The sequence below is a fragment of the Pseudokineococcus lusitanus genome (genome assembly GCF_003751265.1).
Lineage (GTDB): Bacteria > Actinomycetota > Actinomycetes > Actinomycetales > Quadrisphaeraceae > Pseudokineococcus > Pseudokineococcus lusitanus.
The window spans coordinates 14,471-41,269 of sequence record NZ_RJKN01000012.1 but is presented as its reverse complement, the minus strand read 5'-3'; the positions used below and the strand labels follow the sequence as shown (position 1 = coordinate 41,269).

Here is a 26,799-nt window from a genome sequence, read left to right as displayed (position 1 = left end):
CCGTCAGGGCGAGGCGAGGAGCCGCAGCAGCCGCCCCGTCTCCGTCGCGACGGCGTCGCGCGCCGGGCCCACGTAGCGCCGGGGGTCGACGAGCGCCGGCGCGGCGTCGAGGCGGGCCCGCACCTCGGCGGTGAAGACGCCGTTGAGGTGGGTGGAGATGTTCACCTTCGTCATGCCGGCGCGGACGGCACCGCGCAGCTCGTCGTCCGACAGCCCCGACGAGCCGTGGAGCACGAGCGGCACCTCGAGCGCCGCGGCGAGCGCGGCGACGAGCTCGGTGTCCACGGAGGCCACCCGCTCGGTCATGGCGTGCGAGGTGCCGACGGCGACGGCGAGCGCGTCCACGCCGGTGGCGGCCACGAAGGCGGTGGCCTCGGCCGGGTCGGTCCGGGCGCCGGGCGCGTGGACGCCGTCCTTGCCGCCCACCTCGCCGAGCTCGGCCTCGACGGCGACGTCGTGCGCGTGGCAGTGGTCGACGACCTCGCGCGTCGTGCGCACGTTGTCCCCGTAGGGGAGGACCGACCCGTCGTACATGACGCTGTCGACGCCCGCCGCGACGGCCGCGCGGACGAGGTCGACGTCGTCGGCGTGGTCGAGGTGGACGAGCGCGGGGACCTCGCAGGCGTCCGCCAGCGCCCGGGTCGCGGCCAGCAGCGGTGCGGCGCCCCCGTGGTACCGCACGCAGTTCTGGCTGACCTGGAGCACGACGGGCAGGCGCACCGCCTCGGCGGCGGCGACGAAGGCCTCCGCGTGCTCGAGGAGGACGACGTTGAAGGCGCCGAGCCCGCGCCCCTCGCGCCGGGCCTCGAGCAGGACGTCGCGGGCACGGCTCACGGGGTGACCTCCGGGTCGGGGGACGGCGGGACGGTGGCGGGACGGGGGGCCGGGAGCCGCGCGCCCAGCGCGGCGACGTCGGCGGGGTCGACCTGCCCGGCGAGCGGGGCGAGGACCGCGGCCGCGCCGAGCACGGCGGCCCGGCCCACCGCCGTCGGCAGGTCGGCACCGCCGCGCAGGGCCGCCACGAGGCCGGCCGTCGCGGCGTCGCCGGCGCCGGTGGGGTTGCCGACGACGCCGGGGACGCCGGGCTGGAGGACGGGCGCGCCGTCGGCGTGGGCCTCGAGCCCGTCCGCGCCGCGGGACACGACGACGACGGCGCCGGCGTGCTGCCGGAGCCGGCGCACCGCCCCGGCGAGGTCGGCGGCGCCCGTGGCGGCGCGGGCCTCCTCCTCGTTGGGGACGAGGAGGTCGGCGCCGGCGTCGGCGGCGAGGACCAGCGCGGGCCCGCTCGCGTCGACGACCACCCGGGCGCCCGCCCCGCGCGCCGTCCGGACGAGGTCGCCGACGACGCGCTCGTCGCCGGGCGGGAAGGACCCGGCGACGACGAACCACCCGCCCGGGGCGCAGCGGGCGCGGACCTCGGCCAGCACGTCCTCCCACGCCGCGGGCGGCAGGGGGTCGCCCGGCTCGGCGTAGACCGTCGGCGGGAGGGCGTCGTCGACGACCGTGACGGTCGAGCGGGTCCCGGTGCCCCCGACGTCGACGACGGCGACGGGCAGGCCCTCGGCCTCGAGGGCCGTGCGGACCCATCGCCCCGCGTCGCCGGACAGCGGGAGGAGGGCGACGACGTCCTCGCCGAGCGTGCGCAGCACGGCGGCGACGTTGACGCCCTTGCCGCCGGGCCGGCGCGAGACGCGCCGGACCCGGACGGTGGTGCCGACCTCCTGGGCGTCGACGGCGTAGGTGACGTCGACGGCGGGGTTCGGCGTGAGGACGACGACGGGCGGCGCGCTCACCCGCGGCCCGCGGGGTCGGCGCCCGTGGCCGTGCGACGGCGTGCCTCCGGGACGTGCGAGGCGGCGAGGGCCTCGCCGCGCCGCTCGTCGCTGCGGACCATGAGGGTCGAGCCGACGAGGGCGAGCACGATGCCGACCGTAGCGGGGACGCTCGGCAGCGTCCGGAAGAGCAGCAGCGACAGGACGATGGTGAGGACGGGCGCCAGCGCGTTGGTGACGGGGGCGACGACCGAGGCCTTGCCGCGCGACAGCGCCATGACGAGGAAGAGGGCGCCGACCGCGTTGAGCAGCTGGGTGCCGCCGGCCAGCGTGGGGGCCTCCCAGCCGACGCCCGAGGGCAGCCCGCCGGCCATGACGAGGGCCAGCGGCACGAGCAGCAGCCCGCTGATCGTCATCCAGCCGAAGGTCGTCCCGTCGTTGACGCCCTGCACCGCGGCGAGGCGCATGACGAAGGCCTGCACGCCCCAGGCGACCGTGACGAGCGCCGCGAGGGGCAGCCAGGCGGCGACGGAGCCGCCCTGCCCGTCGCCCGAGGAGACGCTGAAGAGCACGACGGCGACGAGCGCCATGACGACGCCGGCCGCCGAGAGGCGGTTCAGGCGCTCGCGGAGGAGCACGAGCGCGAGGAGCACGGTGATGGCGGGGGAGAGCGCCACGAGGGGGAAGACGAGGTAGGCGGGGCCGAGCGTCAGCGCCTTGAAGAGCAGGAGCTGGCCGCCGGCGCCGGTGAGCCCGACGACGAGGCCGTAGCCCGTGGCGACGCCGCGGCGGTCCCACGTCGTGCGCCGCAGGACGACCGCCGCGGGCACGAGCATCGTGAAGGCCCAGATGACGTAGACCATCTCGTCGGGGTAGCCGTACCGGGCGGTGGGCAGCCCCGAGGTGGCGCCCCAGACGCCCCAGAAGAGCACGAGGCCGGCGGCGTAGGGGATCCAGCTGTTCCTGGTCATGGGTGTCCTCGCTCGGGAGGGGCGGTCGACGACGTGCGCAGGCGGGCCAGCGCGGCGTCGTCGAGGGGGGTGCCCGCGAGGGCCGCCGCGTGCAGCGCGGCGCCGAGGACGGGCGGGAGGGCCGGGGGGCGGGGCTCGTAGCGCCCGCCGCGCCCGCGCAGGCCCTCGAGGAGGGCGGCGCGGACGACGTCGTCGGCCAGGAGGCCGCCGGACCAGGAGACGGGCACGACCTCGTCGGGGTCGTGGCCCAGGCGCTCGCGCGCGGTGGCGACGAGCTCGGCGAGGGCGCCGCCGGCGTCCTGCAGCACTCGGCGCGCGGCGGTGTCGCCGGCCCGCGCGGCCCGCCCGACGAGCGGGGCGAGGGCGGCGACCCGCCCGCGGTCGGCGCCCCAGCGCTCGTGGACGAGGCCCACGAGGTCGAGGTCGTGGCGCAGGTCGAGGTGGTCGCGGACGACGTCGAGCAGCGGCCCGGCCGGCTCGCGGCCGTCGGCCATGCGGCTGAAGAGGCGGAGCCCCGCCACGGCCACGGCGTAGCCGGAGCCCTCGTCGCCGAAGACCTCGCCCCAGCCGCCCACGCGCGCGCCCCGGTCGCCGCGGCGGCCGTAGGCCATCGAGCCCGTCCCGGCGATGACGTTGACCCCGTCGGCGCCGGCCAGCGAGCCGGCCCAGCCGCAGACCATGTCGTTGTCCGCCGCGCACCGGTCGTGGCCGAGGACCTCCACGACGACGTCGTCGAGAGGCGCTGTCCCGTCGGGGGACTCGCCGTAGCCGGGGAGCCCGAGAAAGGCGTGGGCGACCTCTCGCGGGCGCGTGCCCGCGGCCGCGCACACCTCGGCGACGCCGGCGGCGAGGACGTCGCGGACGAGGGCCGTCCCGCCGGTCGGCGTGTAGGTCGTCGGCCCCGCGGCCTCGGCCAGGACGACGCCGTCCCCGCCGACCAGGACGAAGCGGGTGCCGCTGCCCCCGCCGTCGACCCCGAGGAAGGGTCCGCTCACGACGGCGCGGAGGTCGACGGGTCCGTCCGGGCGGCGGCGGGGCCGGCGTCGTACGGGTGGACGGTGACGCCCTGCACCACGCGGTTGACCTCGCCGGTGGGGAAGGGGTTGTCGGGCGTGAGCCCGAGGTGGACCGACGTCTGCAGGGCCAGCAGCTGCGCGTGGACGACGAAGGGCAGGGCGCGCCAGGCGTCGTCGAGCCCCTCGAGGCCGGGGACGCGCCAGGTGGCCCCGTCGTCGCCGTCGGCGCCGCCCGCGTCCCCGTCCGCGGCGTCGCCCGTGACGACGACGACGTGGCCCGCGGGGAGGCCGGCCCGCAGCTCGGCGACGAGGTCGAGGTCGTAGCGGCGGGCGTGCGGGTCGCCCGACACGAGCACGACGACGAGCGTCGTCGGGTCGAGCACCGCCTTGGGGCCGTGGCGGAAGCCGAGGGAGGAGTCGGCGTAGGCGACGACGCGGCCCGCCGTCAGCTCGAGGAGCTTGAGCGCCGACTCGCGCGCCAGCGCCGTCAGCGCGCCGCTGCCGAGGTAGACGACGCGCGGGGGCGCCTGGGCGGCGAGCGCCCGGGTCCGGGCGGGAGCGGTGGCCAGCACCTGCTCGGCGGCGGCCGCGACGCGCTCCACGGCGTCCGCGGGGACGGCCGGGTCCAGCGCCAGCCGGGTGGCCACCGTCATGCAGGTGAGGCTCGACGTCATGGCGAAGGCGCGGTCGTCGGCCGCGGGGGGCATGAGCAGGACCGTCGAGCGGGGCGCGTCGGCGTGGGCGCGGGCGAGGGCGCCGTCGGGGTTGCACGTGACGACGAGGTGGTGGCACTCGGTGAGCAGCTCGTCGGCGAGCCGGGTCGCGGCCAGGCTCTCGGGGCTGTCCCCGGACCGCGCGAAGGAGACGAGCAGCGTCGGGACGTCGTCGGCGAAGGCGTCCGCGGGGGACGGGACGACGTCGGTCGTCGCCACCGCCTCGACGCGCCGCCCGAGCGCCCGGGCGAGCGCGGGGGCCAGGAGCCCGCCCGCGAAGGCCGACGTCCCCGCCCCCGTGAGCACGACGCGCAGGTCCTCGCGGGCCAGCAGGTCCGCCGGGACGCGGGGGGCCGTGGCCGCCGCCCGGGCCACCTCGCGCCAGAGCGCCGGCTGCTGCGCCACCTCCTCCGCCGTCCACCGCGCGCCGGGGGCGGAGCGCTCGGGCGCGAGGGGGTCGGCGGGGCCGGGGGCCGGGGACGTCTGCGTCACGCGGCGGACGCTAGGCCCGGTCCGGTCGGTCGTCAACCGGCCTGCGTCCGGTCTGTGGTCGGTATGACCGATGTGGTCCGTACGGCCGCTGGTGTGGGCGTCCCGGCCGGCGACCCGGGCTCAGCTCGTGATGGACGCGGTGAAGCGGTACCGGTCGCCGCGGTAGGCGGCCACGGTGTACTCCAGCGGCCGCCCCTCCTCGTTGTAGGAGAGCTGGGTCGCGACGAGCAGGGGCACGTGGGCGTCGACCTCGAGCAGCCGCCGCTCCTCGTCCTCCGGCGGCCGGGCCTCGACGGAGTAGTCCGCCCGCCACGGCACCTGCGGCGGGTCGGCGAGGCGCAGCGTCGCGTAGAGCGACGCCTGGGTGAAGTCCGTCGTCGCCAGCGCCGGGCACAGGTGCAGCGGCAGCCGGTTGCGCTCGACGACGACGACGTGGTCGTCGAGGAAGCGGAGCCGCCGGAGGTCGAAGAGCGGGGCGCCGGGCGCCATCCTCAGCGTCACCGCCTCCTCGACGGTGCAGCCCCGGGTGGTGGCGTGGAGGACGTCCGTGCGCGTCCCGAGCCCGTGCTCGGCGGCGAAGTCCGCGAAACCCTGCAGCCGCGGTGACCGGCGCCCCGGCCCGGCCACCTTCATGTCCTCGACGAACCAGCCCCGCGAGGGGGAGGAGGACACCATGCCGCGGCGCTCCAGCTCGCCGAGGGCCGCCCGGAGGGTGACCCGCGAGACGCCGTACCGCTCGCCGAGGCGGCGCTCCGGGGGCAGCCGGTCGCCGCGGGCCGCACCGGCGAGGTCCTCCGCGAGCCGCGCAGCGACCTGGCCGTACAGCGGCAGGCCGCCGTCGAGGGCGGCGCGGGGGAGGAGGGGCCCGTCGGACGGGGCGGGCGGCGCAGGGGTCGACGACGACGCTGGCATACCAAGACCGTACCAGTAGCAGACTGTTGACCGACCGGCAGACCGCTCCTACGGTTCGGCGCACCGCGCGGTCGGCTGATCGGGTCGACCGGCGTCCCGGAGGAGCGACGATGCCCACCACCCCCCGCCACCGCCACGGCCGCCCCGGCCCGTCCGTCCCGCTCGCCCGGCGCACCTTCCTCGGCGGTGCCCTGGGCGCCGGCGGGCTGGCGGCGCTGGCCGGGTGCGGCGGCGGGTCGTCCGGCGACGCCGACGCCGGGGGCGTGACCTTCGGCCTCAACGCCAACGCGGCCATCCCGACGGCCGGCTACGACGCCGTCTTCCGGGCCTTCACCGAGGAGACGGGCACGGCCGTCACCGTCAACCGGCTGCTCTACACGGAGCAGGTCAACAACTACCTGCAGTCGGCGCCGGACGACGTCCTCATCTGGAACGCGGGCTACCGCATGCGCTTCTTCGCCGAGCAGGGGCTCGTCGGCGACCTGTCCGAGGTGTGGGCGGAGGTGGGCGACGGCGTCGCCGACGGCGTCCGGCAGGCGTGCACGGCCGCCGACGGGCAGCAGTACCTCGTGCCCTTCTACACCTACCCCTGGGTCGTCTACTACCGCCCGAGCCTCTTCGCCGAGAACGGCTGGGAGGTGCCGACGACGCTCGACGAGCTCGAGTCCCTCGGGTCGGCCATGCAGGGCAGGGGCGTCACCCCCTTCGCCTTCGCCGACCAGGAGGGCTGGGAGGCCATGGGCACCTTCGACGCCCTCAACATGCGGGTCAACGGCTACGACTTCCACCTGTCGCTGCTGGACGGCGCGGAGAGCTGGACCGACCCGCGGGTGCGCGAGACCTTCCGGGTGTGGGAGCAGCTGCTGCCGCTGCACCAGACCGGCGCCCTCGGCCGCACGTGGCAGGACGCCGCCGCCTCGGTCCAGCGCGGCGAGAGCGCCATGCTCCTCATGGGCAGCTTCGTCCTCGACCAGTTCGAGGGCCCCGACCGCGACGACCTCGACTTCTTCGTCTACCCGGAGGTGGAGGCGGAGCACGGGCAGGACGCGGTCGACGCGCCGGTCGACGGCTTCATGATGGTCGCCGACCCGGACAACCGGGACGGCTCCCTCGAGCTGCTCCGCTACCTGGGCACCGGTGCGGCGCAGGGCGTCTACGCGCAGACCGACGCCAACACCGTCGGCACGGCGGCCGACGTCGACACCGCGGCCTACTCGCCGCTGCAGCAGAAGTTCGTCGAGGTGCTGGCCTCGACGCCGAACCTCGCGCAGTACCTCGACCGCGACACGCGGCCGGACTTCGCGGCGCCCGCCGTCATCCCCGCGCTGCAGGCCTTCATCGAGGACCCGAGCGGCGTCGAGGCGGTGCTGGAGCAGGTGCAGCAGCAGGCCGAGGCGACCTTCGTCGACTGACATGACCACCACCGCACCCGCTCCCACCGGGACGCCGCCCCGCGAGGCCGGCCGCCGGCGCCGCCGCGGCGCCGCGCACCTCGGCCGGCGCGACACCGCCGTCCTCGCCGCGATGCTCGGCGTCCCGCTGCTGCTGAGCCTGGCGCTCGTCTGGGGCCCGGCGCTGCTGTCCGTGGCGCTGTCCTTCACCCGGTGGAACGGCGTCGGCGAGCTGACGGACGCCGTCCCCGTGGGCCTGGAGAACTACCGGCAGGTGGTCACCAACTACCCGCCGTTCTGGCCGGCGCTGCAGCACAACGTCGTCTGGCTCGTCGTCTTCCTCGTGCTCGCGACGCCGACGGGGCTGCTGCTCGCCGTCCTGCTCGACAAGGAGCTGCGGGGCACGCGCGTCTACCAGTCGGCGATCTTCCTGCCGGTGGTGCTCTCGCTGGCTCTCGTCGGCTTCATCTGGCAGCTCGTCTACAGCCGCGACCAGGGGCTGCTCAACGCCGTGCTGGGCACGGACGTCGACTGGGTCGGTGACAGCAGCATCAACCTCTGGGCCGCGCTGCTCGCCGCGTCGTGGCGGCACGTCGGGTACGTCATGGTGCTCTTCCTGGCCGGCCTCAAGGGGGTCGACCCCGCGCTGAAGGAGGCGGCCGCGCTGGACGGGGCGGGCGAGGTGCAGGTCTTCCGGCACGTCACGCTGCCCTCGCTGGCGCCGACGTCCGTGGTCGTCCTCGTCATCACCGTCATCGAGGCCCTGCGGGCCTTCGACCTCGTCTACGTCCTCAACCGCGGACGCAACGGCCTGGAGCTGCTCTCCGTGCTCGTCACCGACAACATCATCGGCGAGGCCAGTCGGATCGGGTACGGCTCGGCCGTGGCGACGATCCTGCTCGTCGTGTCGCTCGGCGTCATCGTCCCGTACCTCGTCGTCGTGCTCCGCGAGCGCCGGGGCGCGTCGTGAGCGCCGCGACGACGGCGGCGGCGCCGGGACGGGCGCCGGCCCCACCTCGCCGGCCCCGCCGGCGGGGACCGCGGCCGGCGCGCGTCGTCCTCCACGTGGCGCTGACGCTCGTGGCCGCGGCCTTCCTCCTGCCGGTCGCCTGGGCCGTCCTCACCTCCCTGCGCCCCTACGAGGAGACGGCCCGCAGGGGCTACGTGAGCGTCCCCGACACCCTCACCCTCGACAACTACCGGACGGCGCTGCAGGACGGGCAGCTGCTGCCCTTCTTCCTCAACACCGTCGTCATCGTCGTGCCCGCCCTCGTCGTCACCCTGGCGCTGGCCTCGATGGCGGCGTTCGTGCTGTCCCGCTTCAGCTTCCGCCTGAACCTGCCGCTGCTCCTGCTCTTCACGGCCGGCAACCTCCTGCCCCCGCAGGTCATCATCACGCCGCTCGTCAGCATCTTCCGCGACGTCCCGCTGCCGGACGTCCTCAGCTCGTCCGGCGCCCTCTTCGACTCGTACTGGGGGGTCGGGCTCGTGCACGTCGGCTTCCAGGTCGGCTTCTGCGTCTTCGTCCTCAGCAGCTACATGCGGACCCTCCCGGTGGAGCTCACGGAGGCGGCCCGCGTCGACGGGGCCGGGGTGTGGCGCCAGTACGCCTCCGTCGTCCTGCCGCTGTGCCGGGCGCCGCTGGCGGCGCTGGCCACCCTGCAGTTCACGTGGATGTACAACGACTTCTTCTGGGCGCTCGTGCTCATGGTCACGGGCGACAAGCGCCCCATCACCTCGGCGCTCGACAACCTCCGCGCGGGCTTCTTCACGGACAACAACCTCGTGGCCGCGGGGGCCGTGCTCATCGCCCTGCCCACCGTCGTCGTCTTCGTCGTGCTGCAGAAGCAGCTCGTCGGCGGCCTCACCGTCGGCGCGACGAAGGGATGAGCGTCGCGGAGGGGGCCCCGGGGCCCGGCGTCGTGGCCGTCGACCTCGGCGGCGGGTCGGCCAAGGTCGCGTGGTGCGCGCGAGCGGGCGACCTCGTCGGCGAGCGCGTCGTCGAGGTGGCGGACCTGACGGCCGACGGCGGGGACCTCGTCACCGGCCTGGGCCGCCTCGTGCGGCGGATGGCCGACGACGCCCCGCCCGGCCTCGACGTCCGCGGCGTCGGCCTGGCCGCACCGGGCATCCACGACGAGGCGGCGGGCGTCGTCCGGCTGTCGCTCATGCTCGACCTCCACGACGTCCCGCTGCGCGACCGCGTGGGGGAGGCCGCCGGGCTGCCCGTCCGGCTCGTCCACGACGTCGGCGCCGGCGCGACCGCCGAGGGGCGCCTCGGTGCCGCCGTCGGCCACGAGGACTGGCTCTTCCTCGCCCTCGGCACGGGCCTCGGCTCCACGCTCGTCCTGCGCGGACGGCCCTACCGCGGGGCCACGGGCTGGGGCGGGGAGCTGGGCCACGTCGTCGTCGACCCCGCCGGACCGCGGTGCCCCTGCGGCAAGCGCGGCTGCCTCGAGACGCTCATGGGCGCGGCGGCGCTGCAGGCGCGGTACCGCGACCGGACCGGGCGGGACCTCCCCGCACGCCGGGTGCTCCACGCCGCCGCCGCGGGCGACGACGACGCCGCCGCGGTGTGGCGCACCGCCGTCACCTCCCTCGCGGAGGTGCTCGCCGGCGTCGTCGAGGTGCTCGAGCCCTCGCTCGTCGTCGTCGGCGGGGGACTGGCGGCGAGCGCCGTGCCGCTGCTCCCGCCCCTGCGCGCCGCGCTCGCCGAGCAGGTCCGCTTCGTCGGCACCCCGCCGCCGGTGGTGCCCGCCCGGCTCGGCCGGCTGGCCGGCCTCCACGGCGCGGCCCTGGCCGGCCTCGCCCTCCTCGACGGCACGGACGGCGCGGACCGCACGGACGGCACGGACGGCACGGATGGCACGGACCGCACGGACGGGGGCGCCGCATGAGCGGTCCGGAGGACCACCTCGTCAGCGCCGGCGCCGTCGTCACCGACGGACGGCGGCTCGCGCCCGGCTGGGTGCTCGTCGCCGACGGCCTCGTCGCCGACGTGGGCAGTGGTCCGGCGCCGCCGGCGGCGACGACGACGGTCCTGCCCCGGACGGCGACGGTCGTGCCCGGCCTCGTGGACATGCACGTCCACGGCGCGGGCGGCGGCGACCTCACGGCGGGCGACCGCGCCGCCGCGGTGACGGCGCTGCGGGCCCTGCTCGCGGCGGGGGTCACCTCCTGCGCGGCGAGCCTCGTCACCGTGCCCGAGGAGGAGATGTTCGCCACCCTCGACGTCCTCGCGGGCCTCGTGGCGGTGCCCGTCCCCCGCACGACCCGCCTCGTCGGCACCCACCTCGAGGGCCCGTTCCTCTCGCCGCTGCACCAGGGGGCCCACCACGGCCCCTCGCTGCGGCCGCCGGACGCCGCCGTCGCCCGCCGGCTGCTCGACGCCGCCGGCGGCACCGTCCTCATGGTCACGCTGGCGCCCGAGCTGCCCGGCGCCGACGACGTCCTGCGGCTCCTGCGGGACGAGGGGGTCGTCGCGGCCATGGGGCACACCGCGGCGACGTACGACGAGACGAGGTCCGCGCTGGCGCAGGGGGTCACCGTGGGGACGCACCTCTTCAACGGCATGCGGCCCCCGCACCACCGCGAGCCCGGCCCGGTGCTGTCGCTGCTCGACGACGACCGGGTCGTCGTCGAGCTCATCAACGACGGGCAGCACGTCCACCCCGCGGCGGCGCGGGTGGCTCGTCGGGCGGCCGGCGCGGGCCGGCTGGCCCTCATCAGCGACGGCGTCGCCGCCACGGCGGCCCCCGACGGCGACTACCGGCTCGGGCGCGTGGGCATCCGGAGCCGGGAGGGCCGCGTCGAGACGGCCGACGGGTCGTCCCTGGGCGGGGGCGTCGTCACGCTGGGGGTCGCGCTACGACGGGCCGTCACCGAGCTCGGCGCGGACCTCGTCGGGGCGGTGGACGCCGCGACCGTCGTCCCGGCCCGCGCCCTGGGGGTGGCGGACCGGGCGGGCTCGCTCGACCGGGGCCGGGCGGCCGACCTCGTCGTCCTCGACGCGGACCTGGAGGTGGACGGGGTCATGCTCGGCGGGTCGTGGGTCCACCGGCCGTCGGGCTGAGCCCGGGCGCAGGACGCCCGGACGCAGAAGAGCCCCGGTCCGCGAGGACCGGGGCTCTTCTGGCTGGTGGGCGATACTGGGATCGAACCAGTGACCTCTTCCGTGTCAGGGAAGCGCGCTACCGCTGCGCCAATCGCCCGGGGGTTCCACGACCGTGGCTCGACGTCGCCGCCCCGGCGTACCGAGGTGGAGACGGGATTCGAACCCGTGTGGACGGCTTTGCAGGCCGCTGCCTAGCCACTCGGCCACTCCACCGTGAGTCGCACCGAGGTGCGATCTCGAGCGGACGACGGGATTCGAACCCGCGACCCTCACCTTGGCAAGGTGATGCTCTACCACTGAGCCACGTCCGCATGCTTCCCCCGCCGGACCCGCTGGTCCCGCGTTGGCGTGCGTCGTGGACTCTAACGGAGTGCGCGCGAGTCCGTCCAACCAGCCCCGCCGAGCCGCCCCGCCGGCGCCCCCGGCCGCGTGGTGGGGCGGTCTCCTCGCCACCTCCGCGGTCGAGGAGGTCGACCTGCGGGTGGACCCCGGCGCGCTGGACCGCGGCGGCTGGTGGTTCGTCGTCGCCGACTTCGGCGCGGCCGTGGGGGAGCCGTCCGCGCTCACGGCCCCGCCCGCCGACGACCGGTCCGCCGCCCCGGCGGGGAGGGCCCGCGCCTGGCGCTTCGCCGACGTCCGTCCGGCGCCCGCCCCCGAGGGCGGCATGTGGGTCGGGCCGCCGGCGACGGCGTGGCGCTCGTCGCTCGACCGCGAGGGCTACACGTCCGGGGTCCGGGCGGTGCGCGAGCTGGTGCGCCGTGGCGTCGTCTACCAGGCGACGCTCTGCCGGGTGCTCGAGGCGCCGCTGCCGGTCGGCCCGGACGGCCGGCGTGACGCGTGGGCGCCGTGGGCACTCTCGGCGCGGCTGCGCGCCGGCAACCCCGCGCCGCTGGCGGGGGTCCTCGACCTCGGGGACGAGGGCTTCGTCGTCTCGGCGTCGCCCGAGGTCTACCTGCGCCGCGACGGCGACGTGCTGGAGAGCGGGCCCATCAAGGGGACGTCGCGCCCGGGGGAGGACCTCGGGCCGAAGGACGTCGCCGAGAACGTCATGATCACCGACCTGGTCCGCAACGACCTCCAGCGCGTCTGCCGCCCCGGCACCGTGGCGGTGACGTCGCTGCTGGCCCGCGAGCCCCACCCGGGCCTCGACCACCTCGTGTCCACGGTGCGCGGACGGCTGCGCCCGGACGTCGGGTGGGGCGAGGTCCTGGCGGCGACCTTCCCGCCGGGCTCGGTGAGCGGGGCGCCGAAGCGGTCGGCCCTCGACGCCGTCGCCGCGCTGGAGCCCGTCCCGCGCGGCCCCTACTGCGGGGCGGTCGGGTGGGTGGACGCCGACCGCCGCACCGCGGAGCTGGCCGTCGGCATCCGGACCCTCGTCGCGGCGGACGGCGTCCTGCGGCTCGGGACGGGGGCGGGCATCACGTGGGGGTCGGACCCGGAGGCGGAGTGGGCGGAGACCGAGCTCAAGGCGGCGCGGCTCCTGGCCCTCACGTCCGCCGACCAGGGCAGGATCGGCGCATGACCGCCGCGCCCGGCCCCGCCGCCCCGCAGGCCCCCGCCGTCCCCACCGTCGTGTGGGCCGGCGGCCGGCTCTTCCCGGACGGGGGAGCGCCCGTCGACGCCCTCGACCACGGCCTGACGACGGGCGACGGCATCTTCGAGACGTGCAAGGTCGCCGACGGCGTCCCGTTCGCCCTCAAGCTCCACCTCGAGCGGCTCGCGCGCTCCGCCGCCGGGCTCGGTCTCGAGGCGCCCGACGCGGGCCTCGTCCGCGAGGCCGTCGACGCCGTCCTCGGCGCCCGGCCCCTGGCGCGCGGGCGCCTGCGCATCACGTGGACGAGCGGGCCGGGCCCCCTCGGCTCCGAGCGGGTGCCCGCCGCGCAGACGCTCGTCGTCGCGGCGTCGGAGGCCCTGCCGCTCGCCGCCGCCCCCGCCGTCGTCACGGTGCCCTGGACCCGGAACGAGCGGTCGGCCACGGCCGGGCTCAAGACCACCTCGTACGCCGAGAACGTCGTGGCCCTGCGCGCCGCCCACGCCGCCGGCGCGGGGGAGGCGCTGCTGGCCAACACCCGCGACGAGCTCTGCGAGGGCACGGGCAGCAACGTCGTCGTCCAGCTGCGCGGCGCGGACGGCCGGCCGGCGCACGAGCTCGTCACGCCGCCGCTCTCGTCCGGCTGCCTCGCGGGCGTCTCGCGCGCCCTGCTCCTGGGGTGGGCCGCCCAGGAGGGGCTGCCCGTCGTCGAGCGGGACCTGCCCTTCGCGGCCCTCGACGACGCCGTCGCCGTCCTGCTCACCTCGTCGCTGCGCGACGTCCAGGTCCAGGCGACGCTCGACGGCCGTCCGCTCGCGACCGACGGGCTGCCCGCCCGGGCCGCCGAGCTCTTCGCACGGCGGGCCGCGGAGGACGTCGACCCGCGCTGACCGGGCGACGGCGTCCCCGCCGGGGTCCGGACGCGACGACGCCCGCCCGCCGAGGTCGGCGGACGGGCGTCGGGGTGCCGCGGGTCAGGCGGTGAGCAGGTGCCCGATCTCGGCGTCGAGGTCCATGCACCGGGACTCCCCGCCCCGGGGGACGACGGCGAGGGTGCGGACGACGAAGGCACGGAGGTCGCTCGTGCTGGCCTCGAGGAGCGCGCGGCCGTCGGGCGAGCTGAGCGCGACGCACGTGGTGTCGGGGCGGCCGTCGGCCGCCGGCCACACCCGGACGTCGCCGTCGCCGCTGGCGGCGTCGAGACCGGCGAGGAGGAGCTCGCGGGCGAAGACCCACTGGACGTCGGCCCCCGCGTCGGCGCCGGTGCCGAACGCGACGGTGACCGCGAAGGGGTCGTCGGAGGTGTAGCGCAGGGTGACGGGGAGGGCGACGGCGTCGCCCTCCGGGGAGACGAGACGGAGGTCCACGGGGACCTCGACGTCCTGGGGGCGTCCGGCGCTGCGCGGCGTTGCGGGGGACATGCGGGCCTCCAGCGGGGGCTCGTGCGATGAGGTGGTCGACCCGATCGGTCGACCGGTCTGACGAGCATGTGCCCAGGCGGCGCCAGAGCTAAACACGAGGACCGAACGGGACCCCTGCGTGACCCGGACGGGCTAGCCGCGGACCCGCTCGGCTCAAGCCGCGTCCCCCGGATGCCGAGCACGACGGGTCGGGGCGGGAGGACGCCGGCAGGGCGTCCGGGGAGCGTGGTGCACGCCGGCGGGGCGTCCGGGGAGCGTCGGGCACGGCTCGCGAGGCCCCGGCCGTGCCGGGTGCTCCCCGGTCGCGTCCTGGGAGGTCGTGCAGGGCTCGGGAGGCTCGCGTCCTGCCGGGGGTTCCCCGATCGCGTCCCGACCGTGCCGGGCGCTCCCGGGTCCGCCCGTCGACCGGCCGGGCGACGTCGTCGTCGACGCCGCTGGACGTCGGGCGTCGATCGGGTACTGTGGGCACCCGGCGCCGCACCTGGTGCCACGGGCGATTGGCTCAGCGGTAGAGCACCTCGTTCACACCGAGGGGGTCACTGGTTCGATCCCAGTATCGCCCACCAGCACGGCAGCGGCCGGTCCCTCCAGGGGCCGGCCGCTCGTGCGTCCGGGCCCGGACGGGCTCCCGTCGGACGGAGGTCCCGTGGACCAGCAGCCGCACCCCGCCGAGCACGTCTCGGGGGCGGGCGGCCGTCACGTCGGCCGTGTCGCCTCGCTCACCCGGTACCCGCTGCGCTCGGCCGGCGGCGAGGCGCTGGACGCCGTGGCCGTGACGCCCGACGGGCTGGAGGGGGACCGGGTCGCCGTCCTCGCCGGCCCCGACGGGCGCCCCCTGCGCAGCCGTGACGCCCCCGGTCTCGCACGCCTGCGCGCCACCCTCGTCGACGGCCGCCCGCGGGTGGTCGACGCCGACGGCACCCCTCTGGACGGCGCGGACGTCGGTGCCGCGGCCGGCGTCGCCGGTGCGAGGGCCGTCCCGTCCGCCGACCTCGCCGCCGGTCCGGGGTCGGACGGCGTCGCCCCGCTGCACGTCGTCAGCGAGGGCGCCGAGGCCGGCCCGGACGCCGAGGGCTGCGACCCCTTCCCGCGCGCCAACGTCGTCCTGGCGCTCGACCCCGCCGAGGGGCCCGGCGCGGAGCGCGGCTGGACCGGCGCGGGCCTGCGCGTCGGCGGCGAGGGGGGAGCGCTGCTGCGCGTCGTCCGGACGCCGAAGAGGTGCCTCGGCGTGTACGCCGAGGTGGTCGTCCCTGGCCGCGCCGCCGTCGGCGACGACGTCGTCCTGCTGCCCGCCGGGGACACGCCCGCCGCTGGCTAGGCTCGGCGGCGTGACCTCCGCCGCACCCGAAGAGCCCGCAGCCCCGAGCGACGGGGCGTCGACGACGACGCCCGACGGCGGTGGCCCCGCCGGCCCGACGATCACCGTGGTCGTCGTCGGCGCCGCGGGGAGCACGGAGCAGGAGCTGCCCGCCGGCGCGACGGCGTGGGACGCCCTCGAGGCGGAGCACAAGGCCGGTCGCGGTGACGAGGCCCTCGTCGTCGCCCGCGTCGGCGGCGAGCTGCGCGACCTCGACACGCGGCTGGCCGACGGCGACGTCGTCGAGCCCGTCCTCGCCGCGTCGCCCGACGGCCTCTCGGTGCTGCGGCACTCGGCGGCGCACGTGCTCGCCCAGGCGGTCCAGCAGGCGCACCCCGACGCGAAGCTGGGGATCGGCCCGCCCGTGACCGACGGCTTCTACTACGACTTCGACGTCGAGACGCCCTTCACGCCCGAGGACCTGCAGGCCCTCCAGAAGGCCATGGCGAAGATCGTCAAGGAGGGCCAGCGCTTCCGCCGCCGCGTCGTCACCGAGGACGAGGCGCGCGCCGAGCTCGCGGACGAGCCCTACAAGCTCGAGCTCGTCGGGCTCAAGGGCCCGGCCGGCCAGGGCGAGGTCGCCGAGGGCGCCGCCGCCGAGGTCGGCGAGGGCGAGCTGACGATCTACGACAACCTCCGCCGCGACGGCTCGGTGGCCTGGCGTGACCTCTGCCGGGGCCCGCACGTGTCCTCGACCCGCCTCGTCGGCAACGCCTTCGCGCTCACCCGCGTCGCCGCCGCCTACTGGCGCGGCGACCAGGACAACGCCCAGCTCCAGCGCGTCTACGGGACGGCGTGGGCCACCAAGGAGGGGCTGACGGCGTACACCGAGCGCCTCGCCGAGGCCGAGCGACGCGACCACCGCCGCCTCGGCACCGAGCTCGACCTCTTCTCCTTCCCCGAGGAGATCGGCTCGGGGCTGCCCGTCTTCCACCCGCGGGGCGGCCTCGTCCGCCGCGAGATGGAGGACTACTCGCGCCGTCGTCACGAGGCGGCCGGCTACTCCTTCGTCAACACCCCGCACGTCACGAAGAAGGACCTCTTCGAGACCTCGGGGCACCTCGACTGGTACGCGGACGGCATGTTCCCGCCGATGCACCTCGACGAGCTGCGCGACGCCGACGGCCAGGTGCGCCGGCAGGGGCAGGACTACTACCTCAAGCCGATGAACTGCCCGTTCCACAACCTCGTCTTCCGCAGCCGCGGCCGCTCCTACCGCGAGCTCCCGCTGCGGCTCTTCGAGTTCGGGTCGGTCTACCGGTACGAGAAGTCCGGCGTCGTCCACGGGCTCACGCGGGTGCGCGGCATGACGCAGGACGACGCGCACATCTACTGCACCCGCGAGCAGATGGCCGGGGAGCTCGGCAGCCTGCTCGAGTTCGTCCTGCAGCTGCTGCGCGACTACGGCCTCGACGACTTCTACCTCGAGCTGTCGACCCGCAACCCCGACAAGTCCATCGGCAGCGACGAGGACTGGGAGGAGGCCACCGAGGCGCTCCGGCAGGCCGCCGGCACCTCCGGCCTCGACCTCGTCCCGGACCCGGGCGGCGCCGCCTTCTACGGGCCGAAGATCTCCGTCCAGGCCCGCGACGCCATCGGCCGCACGTGGCAGATGTCGACGATCCAGGTGGACTTCCAGCTGCCGCAGCGCTTCGAGCTGGAGTACCAGGCCGCCGACGGCACCCGGCAGCGGCCCGTGATGATCCACCGCGCCCTCTTCGGCTCGATCGAGCGCTTCTTCGGCGTGCTGCTCGAGCACTACGCCGGCGCCTTCCCGCCGTGGCTCGCGCCCGTGCAGGTCGTCGGCATCCCGGTCGCGGAGACCTTCAGCCCCTACCTGCACGACGTCGCCGCGCGCCTGCGCGAGCAGGGCGTCCGGGTCGAGGTCGACGACTCCGACGAGCGGATGCAGAAGAAGATCCGCACCCACACGAAGCAGAAGGTGCCCTTCATGCTCATCGCGGGCGGCGAGGACGCCGAGAACGGCGCCGTCTCGTTCCGCTTCCGCGACGGCACCCAGGACAACGGCGTGCCCGTGGAGGAGGCCGTGGCGCGCGTCGTCGAGGCCGTCCGCTCCCGGGCGCAGGTCTGAGCCCGGCCGTGGGCGACCCGAGCACGGGCGACGGCCCGGCGCCGGAGGCGGCGTCGGGCTTCGCCGGCACGCCCGACGCCTTCGAGCGGCTGTGGGTGCCGCACCGGATGGTCTACGTCGGGGGCGAGGGCAAGCCGGCCGACGCGGACGCCGGGCCGCAGTGCCCGTTCTGCCGCGCGCAGGACGCGCCGGACGCCGACGGCCTCGTCGTCGCCCGCGGCGAGGAGTGCTTCGTCGTCCTCAACCTCTACCCGTACAACCCCGGGCACCTGCTCGTGTGCCCGTACCGGCACGTCGCGTCGTACACCGACCTCACCGAGTCCGAGACGGTCGAGGTCGCCCGGATGACGCGCACGGCCATGCGCGTGCTCACCGAGGTCAGCGCGCCGCACGGCATGAACCTCGGCATGAACCAGGGCGAGGTGGCGGGCGCGGGCATCGCGGCCCACCTGCACCAGCACGTCGTCCCGCGGTGGGGCGGGGACGCCAACTTCCTGCCCGTCGTGGCGCGGACGAAGGCCGTCCCGCAGCTGCTCGCCGACACCCGGGGGCTGCTGGCCGCCGCGTGGCCGGCGCCGGACCGCACGCAGCCCTGAGCGGCGCGCCGTCGTCCGCGGGGAGGGGCGACGGCGGGCCGCTGGCTAGGGTGCACAGCACCATGCTGAGCCGCTACGCCCGTGCCGTCGTCTCCGCGGTCTTCGCCCCCGCGGCGCGGGCCCTCGTCCGCCGCGGGGTGGACCCCGACGTCGTCACCGTCCTCGGGACGCTCGGCACGGTGCTGTCGGCCCTGCTGCTGCTCCCGGACGGCCACCTCGTCGCCGGCTCGCTCGTCGTCACCGTGTTCACGCTGACGGACTCCCTCGACGGCGCCATGGCCCGGGAGATGGGCCGCACGGGGACCTGGGGGGCGTTCCTCGACTCGACGCTCGACCGCCTCGGCGACGCGGCGATCTTCCTCGGCGTGGCCCTGTGGTTCCTCGGCGCCGGGGCCGACGGCCCCGCCGAGCGCACGGCCGGTCTCCTGGCGCTCGGCTGCCTCGTGCTCGGCTCCGTCGTCTCCTACGCCAAGGCGCGCGCCGAGGGCCTGGGCATGACCGCCGACGTCGGCATCGCTGCCCGCGCCGACCGGCTCGTGGCGGTCCTCGCCGCCACCTTCTTCGTCGGCCTCGGCGCGCCGACGGCCCTCATGGTCGTCGTGCTCGCGGTACTGGCCGTGCTGTCGGCCTTCACGATCGGCCAGCGCGTCGCGACCGTGCGGCGCCAGGCGCTGGGCGGCGACGCCGCACGCCCCCGGCGGCGGGCCGGCCGGGCCCGCCCGTGACCCGGCGGCCGCCGCTGCTCCTGGCCTGGCGGGCGGCCTGCCTCCTGCCGGAGCCCCTCGTGCGCGGGGCGGCGGCCCTGGCCGCCGACGCGCTGTGGCTCGCCTGGCGGGCGGCGCCCCCGCGCCCGGCCGGCGAGGGACGTCTCGGCGGGGTGCGGCAGTACGCGCGGACGCTCGCGGCCGTGCGGCCGGACGTCGTCGGCCGTGCCCGCCGCCGCCTCGTCCGCGACGGGCTGCGCTCGTACGCCCGCTGCTGGGTCGACGTCTTCCGCGTGGGCACGTGGGACGACGACCGGCGCACCCGGGCCTTCCGCCCCGTCGGCTTCGAGCCGATGCACGCCGAGCTCGCCGCGGGACGCGGCGTCGTCGTCGCCCTCTCGCACTCGGCGAGCTGGGACGTCCCCGGTGCCTGGGGGTCGCTGCACCTCGGGCCGGTGACGACGGTCGCCGAGCGGCTCGAGCCGCCGGAGGTCTTCGAGGCCTTCGTGGCCGCCCGCGCGGCGGTCGGCGTCGAGGCGCTCCCGCTCACCGGCGGGCCGCCGCCCATGCCCACGCTGGTCCGGCGCGTGCGGGCGGGCGGCGTCGTCCCGCTGCTCGTGGACCGCGACCTCGGCGGCGCCGGCGTGGAGGTCGACCTGCTCGGCGGGCGCGCCCGGGTGGGCGGCGGCGCGGCCGCGCTGGCCGACGTCGCGGACGCCCGCCTCTTCGTGCTCGAGTCCTCGTACGAGCGCGACGGCGGGGCGCCCGGCGGGTGGGTCGTCGTCGGCCGGGCGCACGAGGTCGAGCGGGTGAGGACGGGGCCGCGGGCCGCGCGGGTGGCCGCGACGACGCAGCGCGTCGCCGACCTCCTCGGCGAGGCCGTCCGCCGGCACCCCGAGGACTGGCACGTCCTGCAGCCCGTGCTCCTGCCGCCGGGCCCCCCGGCGGCCGGGGCGTCGTCGTGAGGATCGGCGTCGTCTGCCCGTACGCCGTCGACGTCCCGGGCGGCGTCCAGCTCCACGTGCGCGACCAGGCGCGCGAGCTGCGCCGGCGCGGGCACGTCGTCGGGGTGCTCGCACCCGGTGCGGAGGCCGAGGGCCCCGAGGGAGAGCCCGTCCCGGGGGACGGCGGGCTCGCCGACGACCCGGGCCTCGAGCTCGCCGGCCGCGCCGTCGCGGTCCCCTTCAACGGCTCCGTCGCCCGGCTCGCCTTCGGGCCGCTGGCGGCGGCACGGGTCCGGCGCTGGCTGGCCGAGGGGCGCTGGGACCTCGTCCACGTCCACGAGCCCGCGTCCCCGAGCCTCGGCCTCCTCGCGCTGCTGGCCGCCCAGGTGCCCGTCGTCGGGACCTTCCACAGCGCGCTGGAGCGCTCGCGGGCCATGCGGGCGGCCCAGCCGCTGCTGCGGCCCGGTCTCGAGCGGCTGTCCGCGCGGGTCGCCGTCAGCGAGGACGCGCGGCGGACCGTCGTCGAGCACCTGGGCGGTGACGCCGTCGTCGTCCCGAATGGGGTGCAGGTCGACGACTTCGTCTCCGCGGCCCCGCGCCGGGAGTGGGAGGGGCTGCGCGCCGGACGGCCGCCGGCCGTCGCCTTCCTCGGGCGCCTCGACGAGCCGCGCAAGGGCCTCGCCGTCCTCGCGGCGGCCCTCCCGGCGCTGCGGGCGGCGCACCCCGGCCTGCGCCTGCTCGTCGCCGGGACGGGCGACGGCGAGGTGCTCCGCCGGCTGCCGGCCGCCGACGCCGCGGCCGTGGAGGTCCTCGGTCCCGTCGACGAGGAGGCCAAGCGGGCGCTGCTCGCCTCCGTCGACGCGTACGTGGCCCCGCAGACCGGCGGGGAGTCCTTCGGCATCGTCCTCGTCGAGGCGATGGCGGCCGGCGCTCCCGTCGTCGCGAGCGGGCTGCCCGCCTTCCGCCGCGTGCTCGCCGACGGCACCCTCGGCGCCCTCTTCCCCGTCGGGGACGCCGGCGGACTCGCCACCGCGCTGGGCGGGGTGCTGGCCGACGGCGCCGCGGGCACCGGCCCGGCCGTCGAGCGGCGCACCGCGGCCTCCGCCGCGGTGGCGCGCTACGACTGGTCGGTCGTCGCCACCGAGCTCGAGGCCGTCTACGAGACGGTCCTCCAGGGGCCGCGCTCGCTGGCGGCCGACCCCGGCGCCGCCACCCCGGCGTCGTGGTGGCGGCGGCCCGTGCGGGGCGGGCCGTGACCGGCGCCGAGCAGGTGCTCGTCGACCGCTGGCTCCTCGTCGTCGCGCCGCTCCTGCTCCTCGCGCTCGTGCTGCTGGCCGTCGGCCTCAGCACGGCCGCGCGCCGCCTCGACCGCCTCCACCGGCGGGCGGACGCCGCGCGGGCCGCGCTGCTCGAGCAGCTCGTCCGCCGGGCCGCCGCGGCGGACCGCGCGGCCCGCTCCGGCCTACTCGACCCCGCGGCCTCGGTGCTGCTCGCCGCCGCGGCCGCCGAGGCGCTGGCGGCCGGGGAGGACGACGGGCCGGGGGACGGGACGACGTCCTCCGCCGACGACGGGCCGCTCGGGCCGGCCCGCGAGAGGGCCGAGAGCGAGCTGTCCGCCGCGCTGCGCGCCGCGCTGCCGCCGGAGGTGCTCGTCGTGCTCGCGGACCAGCCGGCCGCCGCGGGCGTCGTGGAGGACCTCGCGGTCGCCGGCCACCGGCTCACCCTCGCCCGCCGCTTCTCCAACGACGCCCAGGTGCAGGTGCGGCGGCGTCGGCGCGGCCGCCTCGTGCGGTGGGCCCGCCTCGCCGGGCGGGCGCCCGCACCGCGTACCTTCGAGGTGGACGACGCCCCGCCGCCGGGACTCGTCGAGGCCGCCGTCGGGCTGCCCGGTGGGCCGGTGGCCGGGTCGGGCGGGCGGGGGACCGGCGCCTAGGATGCGGGCCGTGACGACGCCCGAGACCAGCGAGACGACGAGCACCCCCGGCAGCACCTCCCCGGCGCCCCCCACGGGGCCCGGCGACACGGCCGCCGGCGCCGCGGCGCGCGGCACCGCCCGCGTCAAGCGCGGCATGGCCGAGATGCTCAAGGGCGGCGTGATCATGGACGTCGTCACCGCCGAGCAGGCGAAGATCGCCGAGGACGCCGGGGCCGTCGCCGTCATGGCGCTCGAGCGGGTCCCCGCCGACATCCGCTCCCAGGGCGGCGTCGCCCGCATGAGCGACCCGGACCTCGTCCAGGGCATCGTCGACGCCGTCTCCATCCCCGTCATGGCGAAGGCGCGCATCGGCCACTTCGTCGAGGCGCAGGTGCTGCAGTCCCTCGGCGTCGACTACGTCGACGAGTCCGAGGTGCTCACGCCCGCCGACTACGTCCACCACATCGACAAGTGGCGCTTCACGGTGCCCTTCGTCTGCGGCGCCACGGGTCTCGGCGAGGCGCTGCGGCGCATCACCGAGGGCGCGGCGATGATCCGCTCGAAGGGCGAGGCGGGCACGGGCGACGTCTCCAACGCCACGGGGCACATCCGCACCATCCGCGGCGAGATCGCCAAGCTCTCCTCGATGAGCAGCGACGAGCTCTACGTCGCCGCCAAGGAGCTGCAGGCGCCCTACGAGCTCGTGGCCGAGGTCGCCGCGGCGGGCAAGCTGCCCGTCGTCCTCTTCACCGCCGGCGGCATCGCCACCCCGGCCGACGCCGCGATGATGATGCAGCTGGGCGCCGAGGGCGTCTTCGTCGGCTCGGGCATCTTCAAGTCCGGCAACCCGGCGCAGCGCGCCGCGGCCATCGTCCGGGCGACGACCTTCTTCGACGACCCCGACGCCGTCGCCGACGCCTCGCGCGGCCTCGGCGAGGCCATGGTGGGTCTCAACGTCGACGCCATCCCCGAGCCGCACCGCCTCGCCAGCCGCGGCTGGTGACCCGGTCGGGTGAGGGCGCCGTGAGGCGCCCTCACCCGACCGGACCGGCCGGTCACCCGCCCGGGCGACGGCTGGTCACGGCGCCGTCACGCCCGGGTCACGGTTCGCCCCGTCGCGCAGGCGCTTGCGCAGAACCCTCCCGGGACCGGGGTGCGCCCGACTACTTTCCGGGGTACTCGCGGGCGGTGCCGCCCGCACCGACTCCTGAGGGAGCCCCCATGTCCCGCACCACGTCCCGAGGCCGCGCCGCCGGCATCGGGCTCGGCGCCCTGGCCGCCGTCGCCCTCGTCGCGTCTCCGGTGGCCGCTGCCCCGGCCGAGGACCTGCCGACCATCGAGCTCGGCGCCGAGCCGGAGGACGTCCAGGTCGTCGTCTACGGCGGCCCGGCCGACGAGGACCAGGCCTCGGTCCTCGACACCATCCCCGTCCCCGAGTCGGGCGCGGTCTCCTTCCTGCTCCCTGCACCGGTGCTCCCGGGCGACCCGGTCGTCACCCTGGTCGACAACGCCGTGTACGAGGACCCGGACTTCGAGATCCCCGAGGACGGCGAGCTGCCGACCCTCGACGTCGACGTCGACGTGGTCCCCGCCACGACCGACGACGGCTTCGACTCCCTCCTCATCACGATTCCGCAGGACGACCCGGCGCTCGTCGAGGTCGACGAGGTCGAGCTCACCGTCACAGGGCTCGAGGTGGACGGCCTCCCGGGCGCCCTCGTCGTCGCCACCACGACGGTGGACCTCAAGCCGGGCAAGCTCGGCCAGCTCCTCATCCAGGACCCGGCCCCGGTCGAGGGCTTCGCGGACGTCTTCCTCGACCTCGACGACGTCGCGTTCCGAGCCGGTGACCAGGTGCGGCTGGAGGTCCCGACCGACTCCGCGCTCGACGTCCTCGGTCTCGGCCGGATCGACTACGCCGACGTCATGGTCATCCCGGGGGAGGACGGCCAGTTCGGCTGGTTCGCCTCCACGCGCGAGTCCGCGGGAGCTCTCTCGGCCTCGCCGGACTCGCTCGCGGCGGCCGTGGCGACCGGTCGGACCGAGGACGGCCTCGCCGACGTCGCCGACGAGTACTCGGTCGAGGTCGAGGACGGCGCCACGCTGGCGCAGGACGACGTGGTGGACGAGGAGGAGGACCCCTACTACCTCGAGGCCGAGGTCGACGAGGACGGTCGCGGCGCCACCCTGCAGAGCTCGACCGCTCTGCCGGAAGGCGAGTACCTCCTGTACGTCAACGTCGCCTCTTACGACAGCGACCTCAACGTCGGCGGCATCTCCTTCGCGGAGGTCGCGGCCGCCCCGGTCGAGCCCGCCCCCGAGCCGGAGCCCGAGCCCTCCGCCCCGGCCCCCGCGCCCCAGCCCACGCCCACCGTCACGGTGATCGCGCCGGCGCCGGCCCAGACCGCCACCGCCACCCGCGTCCCGGCCCGCCAGAACCCGGGCCTGCGCTCCAACACGGGTGTCGAGACGGCCGCCGCGCCGGGCCTGTCCGACGGGCAGCTCGTCGGCCTCGGCGCCGGTCTCCTCCTCCTCGGCTCCGCCGCCGGGGCCGTCGCCCTCAGGTCGCAGCGGCGTGCCCGCGCCTGACGTGACCCCCTCCGAGGGCGCCGCCGACCCCACCGCGGGTCGGCGGCGCCCTCGGGGCGTCCGCGCCCGGGTCGTCGGGGCCGTGGTCGCGGGGGCCCTCGTGCTCACCGGCGGCGGTCTCCTCGCCGCCGGCCTGCTCGGCGACGACGAGCCCGTCGCGGCGCCCCTTCCCGTGCCGTCGGCCACGGCGTCGCCCTCGCCGTCCCCGGAGCCCCCGGCACCGGAGCCCTCGCCGTCCCCGTCGGTGGCGCCGCAGCCGACGGCCGTGCCGACGCTCGAGGCGGAGGCCGACATCCGGCTCCGCGTGCCGGCCGTCGGCATCGACCTCCCGGTCCACGCGCTCGAGCCCGACAGCGGGGCCATCAACCCGCCGACGATGAGCGACGCCTACTGGATCGACCCCTACGGCGAGCCCGGCGCGGGTGACGCCGCCCCGGACAACACCGTCTACATCGCCGCCCACTCGTGGAGCCGCGGCGACGCCGCCTTCAACAAGCTCCTCGACGAGGACCACGAGGGCGGCGCCGTGGACGTCGGCGACGAGGTCGAGGTCGAGACGCCGTCGGGCACGGCGACCTACCGCGTCACCGAGGTGAAGCGGTACGGCAAGGACGCCCTGCCCGACGCGGACGAGGTCTGGGAGGTCTCCCCGGGGCGGCTCGTGCTCATCACGTGCTTCCAGCGCGAGGACGGCCGCCGGTCGACCGAGAACCTCGTCGTCACGACGGAGCTCGTCCCGCCGCGGGCGCGCTGAGGCCGGCGGGCCGCGCCGGGCGCACCGACCGTCGGTGGGTGCGCCGGGCAATCGGTTGCGCTTCCGCCCCGCGGGCGCGGTGAGCCGTCTACGGTCGCCGTGCCGCGGGCCGTGCGCGCCCGCACCGAGCCTGGGAGACCCATGTCCCGCAGCACCTCACGCCGTCGCGCCGCCGGGATCGGCGTCGGCGCCCTCGCCGCCGTCGTCCTCGCCGCCCCGTCGGCCCTCGCCGCGACCGACGAGGTCGTCCTCGACCCCGTGGAGGGCAGCGTCGTGGCCGAGGTCGCGGCGCTCTCCTTCACCGAGGACGAGGAGGAAGGCCTCGTCTCGCTCGACGACGTCGTCTCCGTGCCCGCCTCTGGCGCGGTGAGCATCGAGCTCACCGCAGGCCTGTCCGCCGTGGACGGCGAGGTCACGGCCGGCCTCGTCGACGCCGAGGAGTACGACCGGAGCCTGTACGCGGACGACCCCGTGCTGCCGGAGCCCTTCCTCGACGGGCTCGCCGTCCAGGTCGTCGAGGCCGCCGGCGTGACGACGGTCGAGGTGACAATCCCCCTCGAGGACGACCTCCTCGCCGACGTCGACGAGACGTACCTCGTCGTCGACGGCGTCGTGGTGGACCTGCTCGACGCGACGTCCCCCCTGCTCGTGGCGCTCGACCTCTTCCCCGCCGCCGAGGACGACCCCGCCGTCGTCCAGACCACCCTCACCTTCTACGGCGAGCTCGACGACGACCCGATCGAGGCGCGTGCCGGCGAGGACTTCACCGTCTCGCTGCCCCCCGAGGGCCTGCTGCCCTCGCTCGGCGTCGAGACGCTCGACGACCTCGGGGTCTTCCTCTTCCCCCTCGACGAGCTCGAGCAGCTCGGCGTGGAGCCGGGTGACGTGCTGGGCGCCGAGGAGCTCGCGGGCCTCGGCGACGCCGCGGCCGCGAGCGGCTCGGCCGACCTGTCCGCGCTCTCCGAGATCGCCGAGGGCGCGGCCGGCTCCGCGGTCGAGGAGGACGTCGACGACGCCGAGCCGCTCGTGGGCTTCCCGCTCGTCGAGGGCGCCGGCACCACGGCGTCGGTGACCCTGGCCGCCGAGGAGGAGGCCGGCTCCTACGGCGTCATCTTCGTCGCCTACGGCGACACGGCGCCGGTGGTCCTCACCGCCGAGGCGGAGGTCGCCGCCGCGGCGGTCGAGCCGGCCCCGACGCCGGAGCCCACGGCCACGGCCGCTCCGGTCCCCACGCCGACGGCGACCACGCCGCCGCGTCAGAACCCGGGCCTGCGCTCCAACACGGGCGTCGAGACCGCTGCCGTGCCGGGCCTTTCCGACGGGCAGCTGGCCGGTCTCGGCGGCGGGCTGCTCGCCCTCGGCACGGTGGCGGGCGTCGCCGTCGTCCGGACGCAGCGCCGCAGCCCCGCCTGACCGACGCCCACGAGGCGCCGTCGACCCGTCCGGGCCGGCGGCGCCTCGTCGCGTCGGGGGAGCCGCGGGGGAGTGGGAGAGGCTGCGCGGCCGCCGGTCTCG

Annotated in this window: 25 protein-coding genes and 4 tRNA genes; 19 read left to right on the top strand and 10 right to left on the bottom strand. The window is 77.0% G+C overall.

The features are described from left to right. Positions 1–3: 3 nt before the first annotated feature. The 6 genes from EDC03_RS17990 to EDC03_RS16845 form a co-directional block, all read right to left on the bottom strand. Complete coding sequence (locus tag EDC03_RS17990; RefSeq protein WP_199720373.1) at positions 4–834, bottom strand: class II fructose-bisphosphate aldolase; 831 nt, start codon at positions 832–834, stop codon at positions 4–6. Beyond that, positions 831–1,793 (bottom strand): 1-phosphofructokinase family hexose kinase, encoded by a 963-nt coding sequence (locus tag EDC03_RS17985; protein WP_199720372.1) that lies wholly within the window; start codon positions 1,791–1,793, stop codon positions 831–833. Before EDC03_RS17985 ends, EDC03_RS17990 begins: the two co-directional genes overlap by 4 nt. Continuing rightward, on the bottom strand, positions 1,790–2,743 hold the full coding sequence (locus tag EDC03_RS16860) for a DMT family transporter (protein WP_123381430.1): 954 nt from the start codon (positions 2,741–2,743) through the stop codon (positions 1,790–1,792). The genes EDC03_RS17985 and EDC03_RS16860 overlap by 4 nt, the downstream gene beginning before the upstream one ends. Beyond that, the gene (locus tag EDC03_RS16855; RefSeq protein WP_123381429.1) at positions 2,740–3,738 is read right to left on the bottom strand and encodes an N-acetylglucosamine kinase; all 999 of its coding nucleotides are present in this window, start codon (positions 3,736–3,738) and stop codon (positions 2,740–2,742) included. The genes EDC03_RS16860 and EDC03_RS16855 overlap by 4 nt, the downstream gene beginning before the upstream one ends. Beyond that, complete coding sequence (locus EDC03_RS16850; RefSeq protein ID WP_123381428.1) at positions 3,735–4,964, bottom strand: SIS domain-containing protein; 1,230 nt, start codon at positions 4,962–4,964, stop codon at positions 3,735–3,737. Before EDC03_RS16850 ends, EDC03_RS16855 begins: the two co-directional genes overlap by 4 nt. Before the next feature lie 120 nt (positions 4,965–5,084). Next, positions 5,085–5,876, bottom strand: a complete 792-nt coding sequence (locus EDC03_RS16845; RefSeq protein ID WP_123381427.1) for a GntR family transcriptional regulator — start codon at positions 5,874–5,876, stop codon at positions 5,085–5,087. A gap of 110 nt (positions 5,877–5,986) precedes the next feature. Between EDC03_RS16845 and EDC03_RS16840 the strand changes: the two genes are divergently transcribed. From EDC03_RS16840 to nagA, 5 genes are read left to right on the top strand one after another with little or no spacing between them, the layout of a single operon-like run. Beyond that, positions 5,987–7,288: an ABC transporter substrate-binding protein gene (locus EDC03_RS16840; protein ID WP_123381426.1), complete on the top strand. Its 1,302-nt coding sequence runs from the start codon at positions 5,987–5,989 to the stop codon at positions 7,286–7,288. A gap of 1 nt (position 7,289) precedes the next feature. Next, a complete protein-coding gene (locus tag EDC03_RS16835) occupies positions 7,290–8,237 on the top strand; it encodes a carbohydrate ABC transporter permease (protein ID WP_123381425.1) in 948 nt (315 codons plus the stop codon). Next, complete coding sequence (locus EDC03_RS16830) at positions 8,234–9,157, top strand: carbohydrate ABC transporter permease (protein WP_123381424.1); 924 nt, start codon at positions 8,234–8,236, stop codon at positions 9,155–9,157. The genes EDC03_RS16835 and EDC03_RS16830 overlap by 4 nt, the downstream gene beginning before the upstream one ends. After that, positions 9,154–10,164, top strand: a complete 1,011-nt coding sequence (locus tag EDC03_RS16825; protein ID WP_123381423.1) for an ROK family protein — start codon at positions 9,154–9,156, stop codon at positions 10,162–10,164. Before EDC03_RS16830 ends, EDC03_RS16825 begins: the two co-directional genes overlap by 4 nt. Then, entirely contained in the window at positions 10,161–11,339 is a 1,179-nt protein-coding gene (gene nagA, locus EDC03_RS16820) for an N-acetylglucosamine-6-phosphate deacetylase (protein WP_123381422.1), read from the top strand. The genes EDC03_RS16825 and nagA overlap by 4 nt, the downstream gene beginning before the upstream one ends. Positions 11,340–11,403: 64 nt before the next feature. On the opposite strand, the gene EDC03_RS16815 is transcribed toward nagA, so the two are convergent. The 3 genes from EDC03_RS16815 to EDC03_RS16805 all read right to left on the bottom strand — a co-directional run bounded on the left by EDC03_RS16815 (position 11,404) and on the right by EDC03_RS16805 (position 11,692). Further along, positions 11,404–11,478: transfer RNA gene (locus EDC03_RS16815), tRNA-Val, on the bottom strand. 45 nt (positions 11,479–11,523) lie between these two features. After that, positions 11,524–11,594, bottom strand: a tRNA-Cys gene (locus EDC03_RS16810). Positions 11,595–11,620: 26 nt separating this feature from the next. Then, positions 11,621–11,692, bottom strand: a tRNA-Gly gene (locus EDC03_RS16805). A 59-nt stretch (positions 11,693–11,751) separates the two neighbouring features. Between EDC03_RS16805 and EDC03_RS16800 the strand changes: the two genes are divergently transcribed. Then, positions 11,752–12,903, top strand: coding sequence for a chorismate-binding protein (locus tag EDC03_RS16800; RefSeq protein WP_123381421.1), 1,152 nt, complete (start codon positions 11,752–11,754; stop codon positions 12,901–12,903). Beyond that, the gene (locus EDC03_RS16795) at positions 12,900–13,802 is read left to right on the top strand and encodes an aminotransferase class IV (RefSeq protein WP_123381420.1); all 903 of its coding nucleotides are present in this window, start codon (positions 12,900–12,902) and stop codon (positions 13,800–13,802) included. Before EDC03_RS16800 ends, EDC03_RS16795 begins: the two co-directional genes overlap by 4 nt. Positions 13,803–13,886: 84 nt before the next feature. On the opposite strand, the gene EDC03_RS16790 is transcribed toward EDC03_RS16795, so the two are convergent. Next, a complete protein-coding gene (locus EDC03_RS16790; protein WP_123381419.1) occupies positions 13,887–14,333 on the bottom strand; it encodes an SsgA family sporulation/cell division regulator in 447 nt (148 codons plus the stop codon). A 491-nt stretch (positions 14,334–14,824) separates the two neighbouring features. Here EDC03_RS16790 and EDC03_RS16785 point away from each other — a divergent pair. From EDC03_RS16785 to EDC03_RS16730, 12 genes are all read left to right on the top strand, one after another. Next, a tRNA-Val gene (locus EDC03_RS16785) sits at positions 14,825–14,899 on the top strand. 80 nt (positions 14,900–14,979) lie between these two features. After that, positions 14,980–15,651, top strand: coding sequence for an MOSC N-terminal beta barrel domain-containing protein (locus EDC03_RS16780; protein WP_158674345.1), 672 nt, complete (start codon positions 14,980–14,982; stop codon positions 15,649–15,651). Positions 15,652–15,757: 106 nt separating this feature from the next. Then, entirely contained in the window at positions 15,758–17,782 is a 2,025-nt protein-coding gene (thrS, locus tag EDC03_RS16775; protein ID WP_422393840.1) for a threonine--tRNA ligase, read from the top strand. An 8-nt stretch (positions 17,783–17,790) separates the two neighbouring features. After that, positions 17,791–18,378: an HIT family protein gene (locus tag EDC03_RS16770; protein WP_241967242.1), complete on the top strand. Its 588-nt coding sequence runs from the start codon at positions 17,791–17,793 to the stop codon at positions 18,376–18,378. A gap of 62 nt (positions 18,379–18,440) precedes the next feature. Further along, positions 18,441–19,103, top strand: a complete 663-nt coding sequence (gene pgsA, locus EDC03_RS16765; RefSeq protein ID WP_123381439.1) for a phosphatidylinositol phosphate synthase — start codon at positions 18,441–18,443, stop codon at positions 19,101–19,103. Further along, entirely contained in the window at positions 19,100–20,047 is a 948-nt protein-coding gene (locus EDC03_RS16760) for a phosphatidylinositol mannoside acyltransferase (RefSeq protein ID WP_123381417.1), read from the top strand. The genes pgsA and EDC03_RS16760 overlap by 4 nt, the downstream gene beginning before the upstream one ends. Beyond that, positions 20,044–21,282 carry a glycosyltransferase family 4 protein gene (locus tag EDC03_RS16755; RefSeq protein ID WP_123381416.1) on the top strand — a complete coding sequence of 413 codons (1,239 nt, stop codon included), beginning with the start codon at positions 20,044–20,046 and terminating at the stop codon, positions 21,280–21,282. The genes EDC03_RS16760 and EDC03_RS16755 overlap by 4 nt, the downstream gene beginning before the upstream one ends. Beyond that, positions 21,279–21,959 carry a hypothetical protein gene (locus EDC03_RS16750; RefSeq protein ID WP_199720370.1) on the top strand — a complete coding sequence of 227 codons (681 nt, stop codon included), beginning with the start codon at positions 21,279–21,281 and terminating at the stop codon, positions 21,957–21,959. The genes EDC03_RS16755 and EDC03_RS16750 overlap by 4 nt, the downstream gene beginning before the upstream one ends. A gap of 1 nt (position 21,960) precedes the next feature. Further along, positions 21,961–22,944, top strand: coding sequence for a pyridoxal 5'-phosphate synthase lyase subunit PdxS (pdxS, locus tag EDC03_RS16745; RefSeq protein WP_123381415.1), 984 nt, complete (start codon positions 21,961–21,963; stop codon positions 22,942–22,944). Between the two features lie 218 nt (positions 22,945–23,162). Then, positions 23,163–24,530 carry a hypothetical protein gene (locus EDC03_RS16740; protein WP_123381414.1) on the top strand — a complete coding sequence of 456 codons (1,368 nt, stop codon included), beginning with the start codon at positions 23,163–23,165 and terminating at the stop codon, positions 24,528–24,530. Beyond that, entirely contained in the window at positions 24,517–25,284 is a 768-nt protein-coding gene (locus EDC03_RS16735; protein WP_199720369.1) for a class F sortase, read from the top strand. The genes EDC03_RS16740 and EDC03_RS16735 overlap by 14 nt, the downstream gene beginning before the upstream one ends. A 141-nt stretch (positions 25,285–25,425) precedes the next feature. Further along, a complete protein-coding gene (locus EDC03_RS16730; RefSeq protein ID WP_123381413.1) occupies positions 25,426–26,697 on the top strand; it encodes a hypothetical protein in 1,272 nt (423 codons plus the stop codon). The last annotated feature ends 102 nt before the right edge of the window (positions 26,698–26,799 follow it).

Bases quoted from the DNA above. Each gene is read 5' to 3' on its own strand.
- EDC03_RS16790 (WP_123381419.1), bottom strand. From the start codon at position 14,333: ATGTCCCCCGCAACGCCGCGCAGCGCCGGACGCCCCCAGGACGTCGAG.
- EDC03_RS16835 (WP_123381425.1), top strand. From the start codon at position 7,290: ATGACCACCACCGCACCCGCTCCCACCGGGACGCCGCCCCGCGAGGCC.
- EDC03_RS16795 (WP_123381420.1), top strand. From the start codon at position 12,900: ATGACCGCCGCGCCCGGCCCCGCCGCCCCGCAGGCCCCCGCCGTCCCC.
- EDC03_RS16845 (WP_123381427.1), bottom strand. From the start codon at position 5,876: ATGCCAGCGTCGTCGTCGACCCCTGCGCCGCCCGCCCCGTCCGACGGG.
- nagA (WP_123381422.1), top strand. From the start codon at position 10,161: ATGAGCGGTCCGGAGGACCACCTCGTCAGCGCCGGCGCCGTCGTCACC.
- EDC03_RS16840 (WP_123381426.1), top strand. From the start codon at position 5,987: ATGCCCACCACCCCCCGCCACCGCCACGGCCGCCCCGGCCCGTCCGTC.
- EDC03_RS16740 (WP_123381414.1), top strand. From the start codon at position 23,163: ATGTCCCGCACCACGTCCCGAGGCCGCGCCGCCGGCATCGGGCTCGGC.
- pdxS (WP_123381415.1), top strand. From the start codon at position 21,961: ATGCGGGCCGTGACGACGCCCGAGACCAGCGAGACGACGAGCACCCCC.
- pgsA (WP_123381439.1), top strand. From the start codon at position 18,441: ATGCTGAGCCGCTACGCCCGTGCCGTCGTCTCCGCGGTCTTCGCCCCC.
- EDC03_RS16860 (WP_123381430.1), bottom strand. From the start codon at position 2,743: ATGACCAGGAACAGCTGGATCCCCTACGCCGCCGGCCTCGTGCTCTTC.
- EDC03_RS16730 (WP_123381413.1), top strand. From the start codon at position 25,426: ATGTCCCGCAGCACCTCACGCCGTCGCGCCGCCGGGATCGGCGTCGGC.
- EDC03_RS16825 (WP_123381423.1), top strand. From the start codon at position 9,154: ATGAGCGTCGCGGAGGGGGCCCCGGGGCCCGGCGTCGTGGCCGTCGAC.